General features: G+C 33.9%; 14 protein-coding genes. 5 read left to right on the forward strand and 9 right to left on the reverse strand.

The annotated features are described in order from the left end of the window. Positions 1-217: 217 nt before the first annotated feature. Entirely contained in the window at positions 218-2,626 is a 2,409-nt protein-coding gene (locus QLS31_RS04665; RefSeq protein WP_282742912.1) for a TonB-dependent receptor, read from the forward strand. Positions 2,627-2,738: 112 nt separating this feature from the next. Here QLS31_RS04665 and QLS31_RS04670 read toward each other — a convergent pair whose 3' ends face one another. The 3 genes from QLS31_RS04670 to QLS31_RS04680 form a co-directional block, all read right to left on the reverse strand. After that, complete coding sequence (locus tag QLS31_RS04670; RefSeq protein WP_282742913.1) at positions 2,739-3,410, reverse strand: copper homeostasis protein CutC; 672 nt, start codon at positions 3,408-3,410, stop codon at positions 2,739-2,741. Continuing rightward, positions 3,411-4,406, reverse strand: coding sequence for a N(4)-(beta-N-acetylglucosaminyl)-L-asparaginase (locus tag QLS31_RS04675; RefSeq protein WP_282742914.1), 996 nt, complete (start codon positions 4,404-4,406; stop codon positions 3,411-3,413). It abuts the gene before it with no gap. Positions 4,407-4,559: 153 nt separating this feature from the next. Beyond that, positions 4,560-5,567, reverse strand: a complete 1,008-nt coding sequence (locus QLS31_RS04680; protein ID WP_282742915.1) for a beta-ketoacyl-ACP synthase III — start codon at positions 5,565-5,567, stop codon at positions 4,560-4,562. 309 nt (positions 5,568-5,876) lie between these two features. On the opposite strand from QLS31_RS04680, the gene QLS31_RS04685 reads away from it, so the two are divergent. After that, entirely contained in the window at positions 5,877-8,288 is a 2,412-nt protein-coding gene (locus tag QLS31_RS04685) for a prolyl oligopeptidase family serine peptidase (RefSeq protein WP_282742916.1), read from the forward strand. A 185-nt stretch (positions 8,289-8,473) separates the two neighbouring features. Here QLS31_RS04685 and QLS31_RS04690 read toward each other — a convergent pair whose 3' ends face one another. The 3 genes from QLS31_RS04690 to QLS31_RS04700 all read right to left on the reverse strand — a co-directional run bounded on the left by QLS31_RS04690 (position 8,474) and on the right by QLS31_RS04700 (position 10,712). After that, positions 8,474-9,421 (reverse strand): ABC transporter ATP-binding protein, encoded by a 948-nt coding sequence (locus QLS31_RS04690; RefSeq protein ID WP_282742917.1) that lies wholly within the window; start codon positions 9,419-9,421, stop codon positions 8,474-8,476. Between the two features lie 104 nt (positions 9,422-9,525). Next, positions 9,526-10,221 carry an OmpA family protein gene (locus QLS31_RS04695; protein WP_099713312.1) on the reverse strand — a complete coding sequence of 232 codons (696 nt, stop codon included), beginning with the start codon at positions 10,219-10,221 and terminating at the stop codon, positions 9,526-9,528. Positions 10,222-10,235: 14 nt separating this feature from the next. Next, the gene (locus tag QLS31_RS04700; RefSeq protein WP_282711556.1) at positions 10,236-10,712 is read right to left on the reverse strand and encodes a lipocalin family protein; all 477 of its coding nucleotides are present in this window, start codon (positions 10,710-10,712) and stop codon (positions 10,236-10,238) included. 180 nt (positions 10,713-10,892) lie between these two features. Between QLS31_RS04700 and htpG the strand changes: the two genes are divergently transcribed. Both htpG and QLS31_RS04710 read left to right on the forward strand, forming a co-directional pair. Beyond that, positions 10,893-12,794 carry a molecular chaperone HtpG gene (gene htpG / locus QLS31_RS04705; protein ID WP_282742918.1) on the forward strand — a complete coding sequence of 634 codons (1,902 nt, stop codon included), beginning with the start codon at positions 10,893-10,895 and terminating at the stop codon, positions 12,792-12,794. A 290-nt stretch (positions 12,795-13,084) separates the two neighbouring features. Beyond that, complete coding sequence (locus QLS31_RS04710) at positions 13,085-13,369, forward strand: hypothetical protein (RefSeq protein WP_282711558.1); 285 nt, start codon at positions 13,085-13,087, stop codon at positions 13,367-13,369. A 275-nt stretch (positions 13,370-13,644) separates the two neighbouring features. Here QLS31_RS04710 and QLS31_RS04715 read toward each other — a convergent pair whose 3' ends face one another. The 3 genes from QLS31_RS04715 to QLS31_RS04725 all read right to left on the reverse strand — a co-directional run bounded on the left by QLS31_RS04715 (position 13,645) and on the right by QLS31_RS04725 (position 18,657). Then, positions 13,645-14,112, reverse strand: coding sequence for a hypothetical protein (locus QLS31_RS04715; RefSeq protein ID WP_282742919.1), 468 nt, complete (start codon positions 14,110-14,112; stop codon positions 13,645-13,647). 673 nt (positions 14,113-14,785) lie between these two features. Then, a complete protein-coding gene (locus tag QLS31_RS04720; protein WP_282742920.1) occupies positions 14,786-16,303 on the reverse strand; it encodes a DUF2254 family protein in 1,518 nt (505 codons plus the stop codon). A 248-nt stretch (positions 16,304-16,551) separates the two neighbouring features. After that, positions 16,552-18,657 carry an outer membrane beta-barrel family protein gene (locus QLS31_RS04725; RefSeq protein ID WP_282742921.1) on the reverse strand — a complete coding sequence of 702 codons (2,106 nt, stop codon included), beginning with the start codon at positions 18,655-18,657 and terminating at the stop codon, positions 16,552-16,554. 169 nt (positions 18,658-18,826) lie between these two features. On the opposite strand from QLS31_RS04725, the gene QLS31_RS04730 reads away from it, so the two are divergent. After that, the gene (locus QLS31_RS04730; protein ID WP_282742922.1) at positions 18,827-19,228 is read left to right on the forward strand and encodes a DUF2721 domain-containing protein; all 402 of its coding nucleotides are present in this window, start codon (positions 18,827-18,829) and stop codon (positions 19,226-19,228) included. Positions 19,229-19,273: the final 45 nt, after the last annotated feature.

The following is a 19,273-nucleotide window of genomic DNA, read 5'->3' on the forward strand; positions in this document are numbered from 1 at the left end:
CCTAAAAATGAAGTGTTTAACCTTGTTTAAGGTATAAATCCATATTTTTTTCAAAAATCGATGTAACAAAATCTATGTTCAGAAGTCTATTAAGTAAATTTTAATATTTCGTATTTGTTAAAAAATGTTAAATATTATTAAAAAAGGTATTATGTTTAACATAGTATTATATAAAATAATATATTTGCATCATCAATCAATTAAATCAAACTCAATCATGAAACTTAAATTACTTTTAATCTGCTTTTTCGGAACGTTGTTTTCGATGCAGGCTCAAACTTCGGTCAAACCGACAATTCTGGAAAAATCTGGAATTATCTCTGGAAAAATCACTGACAAAAAGACTAACGAACCATTACCGTATGTAAATATTGTGGTAAAGGAAAATGATAAAGTCGTTACTGGCGGCATCACATCTGACAAGGGAACTTTTCAAATAAAAAATTTAGCTTTAAAAGATTACACAGTTGAAATCCAATTTATAGGTTACAAAACAATCTCAAAATCGGCAAAATTATCAGAAGACAATAGCATCAATTTTAATACAATTGCACTAGAAGAAGATGCCGTTCAATTAAAAGGTGTAGAAATAGTAGCGGAACGTTCTACTATTGAACAAAAAATTGACAGAAAAGTAATCAATGTTGGAAAAGACTTGACTACCGCTGGTGCAACTGCATCCGAAATCATGAACAATATTCCTTCTGTAAATGTAGATCAGGACGGAAAATTATCCTTACGCGGCAACGAAAACGTACGTGTTTTAGTAGATGGGCGTCCGAGCAATATTGAAGCTTCACAATTATTGAAACAAATTCCATCCACTTCTATTAAAAAAATTGAATTAATCACTAATCCAAGTGCCAAATACAATCCTGAAGGAATGTCAGGAATTATCAATATCGTTTTACATAAAAATGCAAATGACGGATTTAATGCCAGCGTTAATACGGGTCTAACTTTTGCACAAACACCAAAGATTAGCAACTCGATTAACATGAATTATAGAACCGGTAAAGTGAACTTTTTCTCCACTTATGGGAATAATTTTGGTAAAAGATTCAATGAAGGACAAATCTCAAGACTTGACGACAAATCTAATCAAATGTTTGATATTGTGAATGATAACAAATCTCATTTATTCAAAATTGGAATGGATTATTACATCAATGACAAAAACACTATTTCTGCCTATACTAATCAAAACATATTTGTTGGAGATGGTATTGTGGATGTGAACATTGTAAATCCTGATGCCTCACAAAATTTGCTACTGAATTCTAAATACTTTTCAGATAATACGGACGGTACATATAATTTAGTTTACAAACATTTAACCAAAAAAGAGGGAGAAACGCTGGATTTAGAGATAAACCACAGTATCTATTCTGAAAATCAAAATGCTGACTTCAGAACTACTTTTAACAATCCAAGTATTCCTACTAGCTCTTACACCGATAATCTTGACGAAAAAAGAAGAAATTCTACCATCAATTTAGATTATGTAAATCCGCTAAATGACAAGACTAAACTAGAATTAGGTGCCGAAAGCAGAATTGTAAGAACCGAAAACAATTACATCACCAACAACAGTTCTTTATCCAATTCTGATTACACCTATGATTTAGACATTTATTCGGCTTATGCTACTTTTGGACAGAAATTCAAAAAAATAGGATACCAATTGGGTGCCCGTTTTGAAAGTTACAAGGTAAGTGCAATGTTAAACGGCGCTACTGCTTACAAGGACGATTACTTCACTGTATATCCTTCGGCTTCGATGACTTATTCTCCAACCGACAAAAATCAGTTTCAAATCAGTTTCAGCCGCCGTGTAGACAGACCTAGCTTAGATCAAACTAAACCCATCAGAGAATTCAGCACACCAAGAGTAACCTCAATAGGAAATCCTGAATTAGATCCACAATTTACCAATTCGATTGAATTAAATTATACTAAAACAATTACTAAAGGATCATTCACCACAGGTCTTTTTGTACGAAGCATCAATAACGAAATCAACAGAATTCTCTATCCAGATCCACAAAATCAGGACCAACAAATTATGAGTTTTGATAACTTCGACAACAATACAGCCTATGGTTTTGAAGTTTCTTTAAACTACAAAATCAATAGTTGGTGGGACATCCAACCGGCAATAGATTTTTCTAGTATCAACCAAAAAGGATTGGTTTCAGTATTTAATTCAACAAGCAATTCATTTGATTTGGTTTCCAAAGAAGTTACTGCATCAGCTTTCAATGCCCGTTTCAACAGTAATTTCAAAGCAACTAAAAGCCTTCGTTTTCTTTTATTCGGATTCTACAGATCTGGGGTTGACGGTGTACAATTTAACGGTAAAGAAATGTATAAAATTGATGCTGGTGGAGGTTATTCATTCCTAAAAGACAAAGCCACGTTAAGTTTTCGTTTCAATGATGTTTTCGACACTATGAAAGCTGGTTTTGATGGACAAAACCCTTATCCGCAAGTAGGTCAATTTACTTGGGAAAGCCAATCGGTTTATGTTGGTTTCAACTACATCTTTGGTGCAGGAAAAAACAAAAGTTTACAACGCAAACAAAGAGACAACAACACCAAACAAGACGGTGGAGGATTGTTTTAAACGAGAAACATAATGCTTATAAAATTAGTTTTAATATTTTGTTGTAGCAAGAAAAACCCGGAGTATGCCAACTCCGGGTTTTTCGATTTAAAGAATTACTCTTTTACAATTATTACAAATTAGCTTTCAACGCTTTTACTTCATTACCATTTGCTATTTCACTTGAGTCCGTTATAGCAGAGGAATGATAAAAAACAGCTTTCGTTTTTTCTTTTAATACTCCAATATTCGTGGAACGCAAACCCCCACCCGGCATGATGGTAATCCTATCATTTGCCTTTTCTTTTAATGTTGCCAATACATCAATTCCTTCAGTCACATTTGTTTCTACTCCAGAAGTCAAAATGGTTTTAAAACCACATTCAATTAGAGATTCTAGAGCTTGAAATTTATTTTTAATTCCATCAAAAGCACGATGAAACGTACACGGAAGTGGATTTGCCAACGCTACTAATTCCGCATTTTGTTCTTTATTAAGACTACCGTCTTCTTTTAAAATTCCAAAAACAAAACCATCAACTTTTAGTTTTTTAAACTGCTGAATTTCAGTTTTCATTTGTTCAAATTCAAAATCAGAATAAACAAAATTTCCACCACGAGGCCGAATCATTACATTCAAATCGATAGACAGAATATCACGGACAGCTTTAGTTATTTCAAAATCTGGCGTCGTTCCTCCTTCTTTCATATTGGCACACAATTCTACTCTATCGGCACCATTTTCTTGAGCTATCCTAGCCGATTCAAGATTAAAACACGCTATCTCCAGTCTCCCTTTTTTCATTTATTTCAAAAAATAATCGGCATCAATTAATCGGTTTCCCGTTGCATCATTAACGGCGTAGTTAAAACCTCCTTGAATGCAATAGGAACCATATTCCCCTTTTTTATTCAAGGCGATGAAACCAACTTGAATGTCTTTTAGTTCTTTATTTCTATTCTTTGTTAATTTTACAATTCTGGCAACCGCTTCTTCACAAGCTTTTTGTGGCGATTTCCCCTGACGCATCAATTCGACAACCAAGTGGCAACCCGAAATACGTATCACTTCTTCTCCGTGACCAGTGGCAGTGGCAGCGCCAATTTCATTATCAACATACAAACCAGCTCCTATAATTGGTGAATCTCCTAAACGTCCATGCATCTTAAAAGCCATTCCACTTGTAGTACACGCACCGGAAAGATTTCCTTCAGCATCCAAAGCAATCATCCCGATAGTATCGTGATTTTCTATATTGGCAATCGGTTTATATTGACTAGTTTTCAACCATTCTTTCCATTCTTTTTCAGAATCTTCGACCAATAAATTTTCTTTTACAAAACCTTGGGATAATGCAAACTGTAGCGCTCCATCACCCACTAACATTACGTGCGGCGTCTTTTCCATCACCGCTCGAGCCACAGCAATAGGATGTTTTATAAATTCTAAACACCCGACTGATCCAATATTTGCATTTTCATCCATAATACATGCATCAAGTGTAACACGACCATCTCTATCCGGTCTTCCGCCATATCCTACACTTCGTTCTTTTGGATCACCTTCGGGAACTTTAACTCCTGCTTCTACAGCATCTAAAGCTCTTCCATTATTTTTTAAAACTTCCCAAGCGGCTGCATTGGCTTGTATTCCAAAATTCCATGTAGAAAGTACAATGGGTTTACTCCCCTTTTTTGATGAAAAATCATTTTCTTCTTCTGGTTTCCCTTTAAATGAATTTAATGCCACAGCTGCAGAAGCAATCGCCGCTGTTCGTATAAAATTTCTACGGTTGTTCATATCTTCGATTTTATATTAGTTCTTTCTACTTTAATTTGGTTCCTCAAATCTAAAACATCGTATTCAAATAAAAAAGTCTGCACAATGGATTGTGCAGACTTTGAATATTTTTATCAGAACAGTACTATTGAAATACTATTTAGTCACCGTTATTTACCATTTAATAATAGCGCTTCCCCATGTAAAACCACTTCCAAATGCTGCCAAAACAACAGTATCACCTGATTTTATTTTTCCTTTTTCCCAAGCTTCGGTTAAAGCAATTGGAATAGAAGCTGCAGTGGTATTTCCGTATTTTTGAATATTATTATACACTTGGTCGTCTGTCAAATTGAATTTCTTTTGGATAAACTGTGAAATTCTCAAATTTGCCTGATGCGGAATTAACATATCAATATCCGAAACCTCTAAATTATTCGCTTGCAATCCCTCATTAATAACTTCACTGAAACGAACTACTGCATTTTTAAATACAAATTGCCCATTCATATATGGAAAATAACTTTCGTCATCCGGATTATTGTCTGCCAAAATATCAGTCACCCAACGCCCTCCCATTCCTGGAGCTTTTACAATTAATTCTTCGGCATGTTGCCCTTCAGAATGTAAATGCGTAGATAAAATTCCCTTTGTCAAATCTTCTTCTCTGCTCAAAACAGCTGCTCCAGCCCCGTCTCCAAAAATTACTGAAACACCACGTCCACGAGTTGTCATATCCAATCCTGTAGAATGAACCTCAGACCCAATAACCAATATGTTTTTATACATTCCGGTCTTGATATATTGATCTGCAACAGATAAAGCATAAATAAATCCAGAACATTGATTTCTTACGTCTAATGCGCCAACGGTTCTTAATCCCAAATCACGTTGTACTAAAACTCCTGGCCCAGGGAAATAAAAATCAGGACTTAATGTTGCAAAAACTACAAAATCAATATCGGCCGTAGCAACACCTGAACGCTCAATCGCAATTTTAGCCGCTTTCACGCCCATAGAAGTTGTTGTATCTTCTCCTTTTATAATGTGTCTACGTTCTTGAATTCCTGTTCGCTCCTGAATCCATTCGTCATTGGTGTCAATGATTTTCGATAAATCATCATTAGTCACCACGTTTTCGGGAACATAATAACCTAATCCTGCTATTTTTGAATGATACATACTATTGTTATTTTATTAAAATAAAGTTGCAAATTTAAACATACTAAAAAATATGAGCCCACAAATTACTACTTTTTTGTCAATTTACAAGTTTTACAATGTTAACAGCTGTTTCAAGCTATTCATTAGAAATAAAACTAATCATAAAGTACCTTTTTCAACATTATAAGGAAGCAGAAAAGAATTTTTGTGAAAATTTTGGCCAGCCAGAAACGTTAAAAAGTAATTTTTGTTTTCAATTGTAACAACATTCAATTAATTTAGACCAACAATAAAACATATTTAAACTAACCCAAAATATTTCTATCCATGAAATTAAAAGTCACACTATTTGTGTTTCTATGTATCGGTTTCAATGCCTTTGCCCAAGAAAATTTAAACTATCAAAAACCTTCCAAATCAATCGCTGATTTAGCTGATTATGAAAGAGCGCCTTCGGTATCAATGGACACCAAAAAAGAATACATGCTGCTTACGTATAGAAACACGTATAAATCACTTGACGATTTAAACCAAGATGAATTGCGTTTAGGAGGATTGAGAATTAATCCAGTCACTAATATTTCGAGTACCGTTACTTATATCAACAACCTTAAATTACGTAAAATAAAAGAAAAAGAAGAAGTACAGGTTGCAGGTTTGCCAACAAATCCTCGTATCAGTAATATCTCTTGGTCGCCAAATGATAAAAAAATCTTGTTCTCACACACTACAGCTACTGGAGTTGAGCTTTGGTTTATCGACGTAGTTTCAGCGAAAGCTACCAAATTAACAGCCGCTACTGTAAACGCTAATCTTGGAAATCCATTCAGTTGGATGAATGACAACGAAACTATTTTGGTAAAAATGTTACCAAAAAACAGAGCAGCACTTTTGGATGCCAAAAAAGATTTGCCAACCGGTCCGATAATTTCGAATGCTGATGGTGCTAAATCTCAAAACAGAACGTATCCGGACATGTTGAAAAACAAAAACGATGAAATCAATTTTGAGAATATCATCACGTCTGAATTGTATAAAATAAACCTGAACGGAACGGCAACTTTATTCAAAAATGCAGATATGTATGCCGGAGAAAGCTTCTCTCCTGATGGAAATTACATCATGCTGACTACCATTCAAAAGCCATTTTCATACATCGTTCCATTGAACCGTTTTCCTTCAAAATCAGTAGTCTATGACAAAGCTGGAAACGAAGTAAAAGTTGTGAATGAAGTGCCACTGACTGAAATTATTCCTAAAGGTTTCATGGCTGTTCGCAAAGGAAAAAGAAACATGAGCTGGAGAGCAGACAAACCTGCAACATTAGTTTTTGCTGAAGCTTTAGACGCTGGAGACCCAGCAAATAAAGTAGAATTCAGAGACGAAGTTTTTCTTTGGAACGCTCCATTTGATGCAGCAGCAACTTCATTGGTGAAAACTCCGCAACGCTACAGCCGAATGATTTGGGGGAACGACAACGTTGCGATTGTTTCAGATGAATGGTATGATACACGTAATACTAAAACGTATTTAATCAATCCATCGAATCCAAGTCAGGCGCCAAAAGTAATTTCCGACAGAAATTCTCAGGATGTATATTCCGATCCAGGAAATTTTGAAACAAGAAAAAACCAATACAACAGATATGTTTTGGCTATCGAAAATGACAATGCGTATCTTATTGGGGATGGATTTACTAAAAACGGACAATTTCCTTTTATCAGTGAATTTAATTTGAAAACTTTACAGCCAAATCGTCTGTACACATCGACTTACACCGATAAAAAAGAAGATTTATTAGAGATTGAAGACTTCAAAAAAGGAACTGTTTTAGTACAAATCCAGTCTAAAAATGAGTACCCAAATTATTACCTTAGAAACATCAAACAAAAAAACAAGCTGACGCCAATTACCGCATTCAAAAATCCTTTTGAAAGTATCAAAAACGTGAGTAAAGAAGTGATTAAATACAAACGTAAAGATGGTGTTGAATTATCTGGAACGTTGTATTTACCGGTTGGTTACGACAAGGCTAAAAAAGAAAAAATGCCATTGTTGATTTGGGCGTATCCAGCAGAATACAAAGACAAAAATTCAGCGGGACAAAGTACACAAAACCCTAATGAATTCACATTTCCTAGTTATGGTTCTTTCGTATATTGGGTAACCAAAGGATATGTCGTTCTTGATGATGCTGCTTTTCCTATTATTGGTGAAGGAACAACGGAGCCAAATGATAATTTCATGACGCAATTAGTTGACAATGCAGAAGCCGCGATTAATGCGGTAGATGCTTTAGGATACATCAACAGAAAAAAAGTAGCCGTTGGCGGTCACTCTTATGGTGCTTTTATGACGGCAAATTTATTGACACATTCTAATCTTTTTGCTTGCGGAATTGCCCGAAGTGGTGCGTATAACAGAACGTTGACTCCTTTTGGTTTCCAAACGGAACAACGCAACTACTGGGAAACTCCTGAAGTATACAACACAATGTCGCCATTCATGAATGCTGATAAAATGAAAACACCAATGCTTTTGGTACACGGTGAAGCCGATAATAATCCAGGAACATTTACTTTGCAAACCGAACGATATTTTCAAGCTCTGAAAGGCTTAGGTGCTCCGGCAAGAATGGTGATTCTTCCAAAAGAAGCACACAGTTATGTAGCCAAAGAGAATATTTTGCATTTGCTTTGGGAACAAGATCAGTTCTTAGAAAACTATTTGAAAAATTAGCTCCGAAAGTAGTGATAAGTGATCCGAAAGCAGAACTTAGCACAAAACCCCGAAATCAATATGATTTCGGGGTTTTGTTTTTTTACGAGAATACTGTTATAAAAGTTATAAACAGATTCGAATTCAGATAGTTATAAGAAGTGGAAATGACTGAATACTGAGCACTGATTATTGAACACTTGTTCTCAGGATAACATCAAGTACACTTCCTGATTGAATTCTAATTCCGAATCATGTTCGAAGAAAATCGCTCGTCTCTCAAAAGCTGCTTTGACTAAATAATGACTTCCTTTGAAATAACATTGTTTCACAACTACTTTCATGATTGCGTTGTCCACTACTTTCAATTGATGCGGATATAATAAAAGTGCTGTATCTTCGTCATTCTCAAGGTCTATTAATTGAGATAATTTCAACTCATTTACTTCTCCAAAAAGAGAAGCTATGTATTTATTAGCGGGGTTTTCATACAAGGCTTTTGAGTCGCCTTTTGCCACTACTTTTCCGTTTTGAACCACAATCGTTTCATCAGAGAAAGACAAAGCATCGGTACTGTCATGCGTGGCAATAATACAGGTTACACCTTTGTCTTTTAAGTAACGAAATAAATTGCGGCGCAAAGAATTCTTCCGGAAAGAATCAATTTGACTGAACGGTTCATCCAGCAAGATAATTTGGGGTTCCAAAGCCAAAACTCTAGCCAAAGCCACTCGTTGTTGCTGTCCGCCACTTAGGAATTTCGCTTTTACTTTTGCGAAAGCGGTCATTTCGACCATATCCAATAACTCTTGAACACGGGCTTTCTTCTCCTCAGGATACATATTCGACAGGAACTTACCCACATTTTCTTCGACAGTTATGTAGGGCATCAAATCGAAATCCTGCGCTAAATATTTAATGTAATCTTCCCCTGGAACAAGATTGTATTTAGAACCCAAAATAGGTTTTTCATTATAGGTTATTGCTCCGCTATCCAAATCATATAATCCGTATATGAGTTTTAACAACGTACTTTTACCGCAACCGCTTTCGCCAATAATAGCGGTGTTTTGACCTTTGGCAATAGTAAAACTTACATTTTCAATAACGGGTTTGTCAATGTAAGTGAAGGAAATATCTTTTATCTCGAGCATCATCTGTATTTAAGAGTGCAAATTTACAATGTTTAATTCAAATTTAGGCACAAAAAAAGGCTGCTTCTTGACGAAACAGCCTTTGTTTATATAGTATTTTTTGCTTAGTTTTTCACTTCAGCTTCGGCATCTTTAATCATTTTCTCATTTGCTGTAATAGCAAATTCAACACGACGGTTTTGGCTTCTACCCTCAACTGTTTCATTTGAAGCAATTGGATCAGCAATTCCTAAACCAGTAACTTGAAATCTACTAGAAGACACCCCTTTACTAGCTAAATAATTTCTAACTGAGGCTGCTCTTTCTCCTGAAAGTTTTAAGTTATAATCCGCTGGACCAGTACTGTCTGTATATCCGTAAATTGTGATATTAGTATCTGGATATTCTCCAAAAACAGGAACCAATTTATCTAAGTTTGCTTTTGCAGTAGCAGTCAAAGAAGATTTATTAGTATCGAAACGCACAGCATTTTCATTCAAAACTAATTTAATTCCTTCTCCTACACGAACTACTTCTGCTCCAGGAAGTGCAGCATCGATTTCTCTTGCTTGTTTGTCCATTTTATTACCAATAACTCCACCGGCAACTCCACCTACAACTCCACCTAATACAGCTCCTAGTGCGCCGTTACCACCTTTACCAAGATTATTCCCAAGAACACCTCCAAGAACAGCTCCTGCAACAGCACCTATTCCTGCTCCTCTTTGTGTTTTATTCGTGTTTTTTACTGCTTCACAGCTGGTAAACATTGAACCTATAATCATTATTGTTGCCATTGCAACTATTGAAATCTTTTTCATATCTAAATTTTTTATTAATTAACTTTTTGAAATTGGTACACTACATTCGTCATTTTCCCTCCAACATCGATTTTATCAATCAATTGAAAAGAAGATTCTGTTTGATTAGCTACATATAAAATATAACCATCTCTCACTTTTCTTGCTTTTTCACCTGCATCAAGAATTTTTAGGATAAACTGACCATCATTATTAACAAACCAAGTAATTGGTGAGCTAAATGATACACAATTTGCTTTTGTCAAAGCCATATTTCCTTTATTGTTATTGGAAACAAATTTCCATGTACTTCCTACAAAACATTCTGAATCCGCAAGTTGAAAACTATTCACTTTAATATATTGTGAACCTGGATATGTTACAGAGCTGATTACCCAATTTCCTTTCATTGCAACTTGAGCCTTTCTATCTGTATTCGTACTTGTCACTGATGTTGACTTACATGCGAACATCAAAACAGCTAACGTGCATACTAAAATTATTTTTCTCATTTTTTTAAAATTTAATGAATTAATACTTACACAAAGATACGATGCAAGAAAAAGAAAATTGTTTCAAAATTAAAGTATTTTGTATCATAATTAACGCTTACGACAATTTGTCACTTCAATTGTAATTGGTATTCTATTTGAAAGAATCATATCCATTAAAATAAACTTAAAATTCAAAATATGACAACAGGTAAAATTAATGTTTCGGTAGAGAACATCTTTCCCTTAATCAAGAAATTCCTATACAGTGATCACGAAATTTTCTTGCGTGAATTAATTTCTAATGGAACGGATGCAACACTTAAATTAAAACATTTAACAAGCATTGGCGAAGCCAAAGTAGAATACGGAAACCCAATTATCGAAGTAAAAATTGATAAGGAAGGTAAAAAATTACACATCATTGACCAAGGTCTTGGAATGACTGCCGATGAAGTGGAGAAATACATCAACCAAGTGGCATTTTCTGGAGCTGAGGAGTTTTTGGACAAATACAAAGATTCAGCTAAAGATTCAGGAATTATTGGCCATTTTGGTCTTGGATTTTATTCTGCTTTTATGGTTGCCGAAAAAGTGGAAATCATCACTAAATCTTTCAAAGATGAACCAGCTGCACACTGGACTTGCGACGGAAGCCCGGAATTCACATTAGAACCAGCTGACAAAACTTCTCGTGGAACAGAAATCATTTTGCATATCGCCGAAGATTCTTTGGAATTCTTGGAAGAATACAAAATCAAGGAACTGTTGAATAAATACAATAAGTTCATGCCTATTCCAATTAAATTTGGAACCAAAACAGAAAAAATAGAGCAAAAAAAGGGTGAAGAAGTTGCTGAAGAAGATAAAGACAAAACTTTCACGGAAGTTGAAGTAGACAACATCATCAACAACCCAAATCCGGCTTGGACGAAACAACCAACTGAATTATCAGCGGAGGATTACAAGAATTTCTACCATGAATTGTATCCAATGCAGTTTGAAGAACCGTTATTCCACATTCATTTAAATGTAGATTATCCGTTTAACTTGACTGGTATTTTGTATTTCCCGAAATTAGGTTCTGATTTACAAATTCAGAAAGACAAAATCCAATTGTACCAAAATCAAGTGTACGTAACGGATAATGTGGAAGGAATTGTTCCTGAATTTTTAATGATGCTGAAAGGTGTTGTTGATTCTCCGGACATTCCGTTGAACGTTTCTCGTTCTGGATTGCAAGCGGATGCTGCAGTAAAGAAAATATCCAATTACATCACGCGTAAAGTAGCCGATAAATTAAAATCGTTATTCACTGAAAACCGTGAAGATTTTGAACAAAAATGGAACGACATCAAAATCGTTTTGGAGTACGGAATGCTTTCTGAAGATAAATTCTACGAAAAAGCAGGTGCGTTTGTTTTGTATCCAACAGTTGACGGTAAATTTTTCACATTAGAAGAATTAAAAGAAAATCTTGCTGCGAACCAAACCGATAAAGACGGAAAATTAGTGGTTTTATATGCTGGAAATAAAGAAGCACAACACTCTTATATCGAAATTGCAAAAGATAAAGGATATGAAGTATTATTGCTTGATTCTCCAATTATCTCACATTTAATTCAAAAAATTGAAGGCGATAATAGTAACATGACTTTTGTACGTGTCGATTCAGATCATATTGATAATTTAATCAAGAAAGAGGAAACTACCATTTCTAAATTATCAGAAGAAGAACAAACGAACTTAAAAACCGTTCTGGAAGCTATTGTTCCTAAACAAACGTATTCTGTACAACTGGAAGCTTTAGACAGTAACGCTTCACCATTTATCATCACGCAACCGGAATTTATGCGTAGAATGAAAGAAATGAGTCAATCTGGCGGCGGTGGAATGTTCGGAATGGGAAATATGCCGGAAATGTACAATTTAGTGGTAAACACTAATTCTGAATTGGCGACAAGCATTCTAAACAACAAAGATAAATCAGCTCAGGAAAGTTTGGTAAAACAAGCGCTTGACTTAGCTAAATTATCACAAAACCTATTAAAAGGAGAGGCATTAACGGCTTTCGTGAAAAGAAGTTTTGAGATGATTAAATAGATTATTAGACTTTTAGATCGTTCGATTATTAGACTAAACCTGCAAGCGTAAACTTGCAGGTTTTTTTGTTTAGGAGCAGAACGATGGTTTTCCACAATGTTTATCAAAATACTCAGACCAGCTCACTCGTTAAATAATCGGTTGTAACTATTTGTAATGAATTATCTATATATTTGAATTGAAATAAAGTCTGATGGTGTCAGGCCTATCTACCCAATTTAAGGGTGATATGCCTGATGGCGTCAGTACTATATACTAGTTAGCAGTTATTTTATAACAACAACTTTAAAATGTTTGATTTAGAATTATATATTTATGGAATATTACCAATGATTATTGGTTTGCTAATCCTATTGAAATCAATTCAAATTTCATTTGATAAGAAAACTATTTTCAATTGGATAATGTTATCGATTATAGTTTTGTCTTCCGTATTGGCAGAATATATTCTTGGAGTAATTACATTTACAAATGCTTGGCCAACATATACACCGCACATTTTATTGAGTTTGAATTTAATATTATTATCTGCTCAAATTTTAATAAAAAAGAAGACTCAAAGCGTTATCAAATAGAAAATTAATTCCCCCGCTATCGCGAGCGTCTCACTCGTGCCCATAAACAAAATCAGATTTTTTGTAATTTCATTTAGAAGGATCATCGATCCGATAGCGCAGTTTTGCAAACTGTGCCCACAACGGGAAGCAACTAAACTAAATAATCGAAAGGAATGAATTTACTTTTGTCCCAATAGGATTTATTATAACAGAGAACAATACAAATTACCTGCTATAAAATAAAGCCGTTTTTTCTAAACAAGAAAAAACGGCTTTTTGCAAACTTCAATATATTAAAAAAGGCCTAATCGTATGCTGGGAGCGCGCACGCCTATTTGTGTATTTACCGAAGTATTGCTTGGTCTTCTTTGATAATTTCTTTGATCATATTCATAATAATAAAATCCCGCGTGTCCATAAAAGGAATCGCTGTGGTGGCAATGGATATCGCAATGAGAATGATGCATTGTATAAACATCTTGCTTGCTGGCAATATAAGCCCGATACGCTTTTCTATTCTTTTTTTTCAAATCCTTTTCATACTCTTTTTGCTCTTTCCAAAAGGCTTTCTCTTCGGCTTTCGTTTTAGCCTTAAATGTTAATTCATAGTTGGCATCTTCACTGCCCCTTTGTTGATAATAAGTAATTTGATCTGAATTGACATTTATGTTTGTTTCACTTTTTACATTGCCTTCTTGTGCTTGTACAGTTACTATTGTTCCCGAAAAAAGCAGGATCATTAAATATTTAATTGCTTTCATAATTTTAATTTTTTGTTACAGTTATTATTGTTAGCATTTCTAACTTTAATAGTAAGACAATTATAGAGCACTTTACCCTACCTAAAAGCTGTATTATTTTAAAATATATTGATACAATGTAAATTGCCAATTAATCAATCCGCATTACTCTTGCTTTTTTTTAATAAAAAAAACCATGAACCGATATGTTGCGTGATTTTAAAAATATACATCTAAAAAAATTATTCAGACTATTATAGATGAACCGGAAAGCAGGAGAGAATGGATATTGGATTATTTTAAAAAAGCTTGTCAACATTTAAAACAAGAACAACAATACAAAGTTTGGCAAAACGGCTATCATAGGAAACATATTTACAGCAATAAATCTATAAAACAAAAAATGGATTAGATATACAACAATCCTGTAAATGAAAAAATTGTAACGATGCCGGAAGATTATTATTTCAGTTCTGCAAGAAATTATTTTACATTAGAAAATGAATTAGAAGTAGTATTAGATTTATTTTAGTTGCCAATTGAAATAGGCACAGTTTGCAAAACTGCGCTAACGAATCTCTATAAAGAAGAGTGATCGGATTCCAAACCATAAACAGTATTCCAAGTAAAAAAAACCTGCAAACGTCAACTTACAGGTTTTCTATTTTATTTCATTTCCATTGTCATAGATAGTTTAATCTACTATTTTGTATGCCTTAAGATATTCTACTGCCTCAATTTCAGCAGTTGTAATTTCTAAATTATCCGAATAATGATTCGTTTCGTAATGATCTAAAACTCCTTTTAGATCCAAAGCTTCAATTTGCAACTTAGCTTTTTGTCTAAATCGAGACAATTCCTTTTCAACAATTACTAATTTTTCCTTTGATATTTTTAGTTTTCCTTTTTTGTATTGTGACAAGTTATAAATTTCAAGTAAATCCATTTCTTCAACTTGCTGGATTAAAATTTTCAAATTGAAAGGGTTTTCAACTAATGGTAAAATAATCCGGATTGATCTAATAATTCTTTTCACAACGGTAGGATCTTCCTTGCCCCATTGAAAAATCTGATCGTAGCAAAAGTCAATGAATTCTTCAAAATTAAATTCATTTACCTGTATTTTTTTGGAACCCAAAGTCCTCGAATCCGTAGAAGGAAATTCTCTTATGGCTAATTCTTTTGCTATTTCCCCAATCTGATCAATACAATTCAAACAAGTCGTTGGATCATTCACCGCTGGAGAAATGGCTTTTATGGCAATATCAACCAGTTTTCTGACACCAAAATTCACATCTTGCGTATGGCTTCTGAACAACTTAACTTTAAAAGTAGTGCTGACAATTGCCCCTAATTCTTTCTTCAAACGAAGTATCTGATTCATTTGGAGTTCCTCGCTAAAAACTAAAACCATGAGCGTTGTGGTATCTTTCATAATAAATTCCCCTACAATTGGTTTTTGATAGGCATTTTCAAAAAAAACACCCATATCAGAACTATTGATATATTCTGTTATTTTTTCCAATCTTTTATAATTCACGCTGTCCAAATAGCCTGTTTCAAAAGAACTTACAATTTTCACTTGAAATTTATCAGGATTTATTTTGGAACGTTTGTAAAGTAGATTCTTTCCCACACTCCAATTTTCCTGATACAACACATTGATTTCTTCAACCATTTCCGATTTGATTCCATTTGTAATACTGGAAACATTCATGTTGATACTTAAATAGCTAATCATATTAGGATAAGACCATACCAGACAATAAAAAGCAAGAAGAGAACCTGTAGTCAGTGTTAAGAGAAAAGAAGTTTGGTAAAAAACGGATGCTAATTGAGGTAATACACACAACGAAATTGTGCCCACAAACAATCCGATAAATTGTTGCATTCTAAGATTATTTGATAAAAAATGTCTCAAAATTCGGGGTGAAAACTGAGAGGAAGCCAGCTGCATTACAACAAAAACAACAGAAAAAGTAGTTAATGAAATTCCAATAAGAATGGAGATTAGAATAGTAGAAACAGGAATCAACCGATTGTAAATTTCTAATTCATTGATTTTGAATTTCATTCCAAAATCAACATAATAATCAATCGTCAATAAAAAAGAACCAATAATAAACGCATAAAGACCACTGGTAAATGTGCCCATATATTTTACCTGATGTTCCAATATATTTTTGATCCGTAGTTTTAATTTTTGTTTCATAATTTAAATTTCAATAAGTAAATTTAGCCTAAATAAATCTTTATCCGAAAGATTTTGATCGCTTTGTATGTCAAACAGAAAAGTAGCCGACATAGCATCCATCGCATAAACACATCCGAACTTATAAAAAGAAGATGTATTGACAGCTTTCGCATAATGAAGTTTTCATTAAATTTTAAAACATAAAAAACCTGCAAGCGTAAACTTACAGGTCTTTGTGTTTAGAATTAAAGAAATAAATTACAACGCTATTGATTCAAGATATTTCCTTCTTCTTTTTTCTCTTTATTTAATAAATTAGGATCTTCTTTTGCTAATTTGTTTTTGGTTGGAATTTTGTAATTCACACTGAACCCAAAACGACGTGTATCGTTTTTATTTGCCAATAACAAAGGTGTACCGACAGAGCTGAAAACAAATCGGTTCGAATTAAGAACATCATCCGCACTTATGGAAACGGACAATTGGTCTTTGAAAAACTTTTTAGAAAATGTCAAATCAAGCGTATTATTAAAAGGCTTCTCAGCAATGAAATAAAAATAATTCCCCTTAGACATGATGTAATTAAAGTTAGCTACAAACTTGATTTCTTTTGGCAACACAATTTGAGACATCAAATTAAACATCCAGAAACCATTGGTCTTAATTTCGGGAATTTGATGAAACTGATATGCCGTATACATGTATAAAAAATTCATTTTATCCGGATTAATATTCATTTTCATGGTCTCTTTAAGTCCTTTTGTAAACAACATATACGGAATAGGCAATCCCACATTAAAATTGTGAATTTTGATTTGAGGTACATTGATATTGGTATTTACCACGACATCATCGGTAAGTAATACCCTGTTGATTACCTGATTTTGAGCAGAACTAACATTATATCCGATAAAAGCATAATCAAAAGCACTCAATTTCGCTTCGTAATTATCAAAAATAGTAGGTTGCAAATTCGGGTTTCCCGAGTAATCAATATTTGGATTCTGATAGTTGGTGTTGTTTGGATTTAAGGCAGATGTGCTTGGCAAACTTATTTTCTTGTTATAATTGACATTAAAGTAAACCGAATTACTGAAATTATATTGAGCACTGGCATTTGGAAAAAAACGGAATTGTTTAAACGGAATTAAATCAGCGGTATTTGTTTTTCCAGTAATATTATAATCCTCGGCTCTACCGCCCACAATAAAATTAAACTTATCAAATTTAGATTGTAGCTCACCGTAAGCTGCTGCCGTTTTTCGCTGATAATCCAAGTTCACAATTTCCATGTTTTGGGTTTCAAAAAGAAGCGCTTCATACAAACCACCGAAGCTTATTTTCCCTTCATCAGAAAATGCAATAGGTTGCGAATAATCAACTTTAGCATTGTACAAACGCTGTGTCGAAGCATTATCTAATATAGCAACATTATTCGTTCTGGAATTCAGTGTAAAATCGTTTTGATTGCTGTTATAATTGAACTTAAAGTCTAATTTTTTAGATTTATCTTCAAACTTTTTTTGAAAAGTAACCACAAAATCCTGACGTAAAGCATCCGTAAAGGAATCATCATTAGTACTAAAACCGGGACCATTTCCTAATGTATTGCTATTATTATTGCTGTAGTTTACATCGTAATTAAATAACAATCGGTCGTTGCCAATATCAAACGTCAGTGCAGATTTCACAAAATTAGTACGCCCGATACGATCCGCTTCAGTAGTTGAAAGTATCGAAGTCGTATTGTTTTCGTTTTTTGTCAGCGAAGTCCACACTGCAGATTCTCTGTAATTTTGTCCAACATTCAATTGCCATCCAAAATATTTATTCTTAGCACTCAACAATAAACTATTATTGATTCTCCATCGTAAATGGTCGTAACTCGTAAAATTAGTACTGTTAGTATACGTAGCGCTTAAATAATTTTTAGCTTTTTTATTCGTAATAATGTTCATAATCGCACCACCGGAAGTAGCAGGGAACTCAGCTCCTGGTTGTGTAATAATTTCAATTTTTTCAATAGCATTGGCAGGCATTCCTTCCAGAAAAGAATTCAATTCATTTGAGGTAATATTAAGCGGTCTTCCATCCATAAAAACATCCAACTGTTTGCCTTGATACATCATCCCGGCCACATCTGAAGCGATAAGTCCCGGCAGTTTTTTTATTCCTTCTAATACGGATCCGGAATTCAAACTGGGCTGACCGGAAAAATCAAATATGGTTCTATCCGCTTTTTGCTCAACTGCTTTTTTAGCTTTTACAATTGCAACTTCATTCAATTCTACTGCTTTTTTGGGTTCTTCCTGAGCCGAAAGTGTGAATATTGCTCCTAAAAAAAACATACTCAATAAATGATTCTTTTTCATCGTTTCTATTTGTGTTACTCCTTTAGTAGTACTAAGGTTCTAAACGTTACTAAAAAACGAGCTGATTATATAAAATTATTATATTTCACAAGACTAAAAGATCAATTTCAGCATAGAATAACGAACTTTGCAATTCGTTTTAAACTACAATTCTAAAACTAAATCCAAAATGATTTTACAAATAGAAACTCCGGCATTACTTTTTGGCGCAACTTCGTTGATTTTATTGGCATATACGAATCGATTTTTGACCCTTGCCACCATCGTAAGAGGATTAAAAAAAACCTACAAGGAAAAGCAAAACGATATGATTTTATTGGAAATCAAAAACTTGAACTTACGCTTGACACTGATTCGCAATATGCAAATGGCTGGCGTAATGAGTCTGTTTTTATCCGTTTTCGCCATGCTACTATTATTTTTGGAACAGCAAACCGCAGGAATTTATCTTTTTGGGCTGAGTTTATTAGGATTATTGATTTCACTAGGATTGTCATTTTGGGAAATCAGTATTTCCGTAAATGCGTTGCGATTGCATTTGAGCGATTTAGTCGACAAAGAAGCGAAATAAAATTAACTTTGAACATAACTATTCTTTAGATTTATCGATAATTCC

This window comes from Flavobacterium sp. XS2P24 (assembly GCF_030010285.1).
Lineage (GTDB): Bacteria > Bacteroidota > Bacteroidia > Flavobacteriales > Flavobacteriaceae > Flavobacterium > Flavobacterium algoritolerans.

What these genes read in the sequence shown, in the direction of transcription:
- QLS31_RS04665 (WP_282742912.1), top strand. Translation starts at nt 218, where the DNA reads ATGAAACTTAAATTACTTTTAATCTGCTTTTTCGGAACGTTGTTTTCG.
- QLS31_RS04670 (WP_282742913.1), bottom strand. Translation starts at nt 3,410, where the DNA reads ATGAAAAAAGGGAGACTGGAGATAGCGTGTTTTAATCTTGAATCGGCT.
- QLS31_RS04675 (WP_282742914.1), bottom strand. Translation starts at nt 4,406, where the DNA reads ATGAACAACCGTAGAAATTTTATACGAACAGCGGCGATTGCTTCTGCA.
- QLS31_RS04680 (WP_282742915.1), bottom strand. Translation starts at nt 5,567, where the DNA reads ATGTATCATTCAAAAATAGCAGGATTAGGTTATTATGTTCCCGAAAAC.
- QLS31_RS04685 (WP_282742916.1), top strand. Translation starts at nt 5,877, where the DNA reads ATGAAATTAAAAGTCACACTATTTGTGTTTCTATGTATCGGTTTCAAT.
- QLS31_RS04690 (WP_282742917.1), bottom strand. Translation starts at nt 9,421, where the DNA reads ATGCTCGAGATAAAAGATATTTCCTTCACTTACATTGACAAACCCGTT.
- QLS31_RS04695 (WP_099713312.1), bottom strand. Translation starts at nt 10,221, where the DNA reads ATGAAAAAGATTTCAATAGTTGCAATGGCAACAATAATGATTATAGGT.
- QLS31_RS04700 (WP_282711556.1), bottom strand. Translation starts at nt 10,712, where the DNA reads ATGAGAAAAATAATTTTAGTATGCACGTTAGCTGTTTTGATGTTCGCA.
- htpG (WP_282742918.1), top strand. Translation starts at nt 10,893, where the DNA reads ATGACAACAGGTAAAATTAATGTTTCGGTAGAGAACATCTTTCCCTTA.
- QLS31_RS04710 (WP_282711558.1), top strand. Translation starts at nt 13,085, where the DNA reads ATGTTTGATTTAGAATTATATATTTATGGAATATTACCAATGATTATT.
- QLS31_RS04715 (WP_282742919.1), bottom strand. Translation starts at nt 14,112, where the DNA reads ATGAAAGCAATTAAATATTTAATGATCCTGCTTTTTTCGGGAACAATA.
- QLS31_RS04720 (WP_282742920.1), bottom strand. Translation starts at nt 16,303, where the DNA reads ATGAAACAAAAATTAAAACTACGGATCAAAAATATATTGGAACATCAG.
- QLS31_RS04725 (WP_282742921.1), bottom strand. Translation starts at nt 18,657, where the DNA reads ATGAAAAAGAATCATTTATTGAGTATGTTTTTTTTAGGAGCAATATTC.
- QLS31_RS04730 (WP_282742922.1), top strand. Translation starts at nt 18,827, where the DNA reads ATGATTTTACAAATAGAAACTCCGGCATTACTTTTTGGCGCAACTTCG.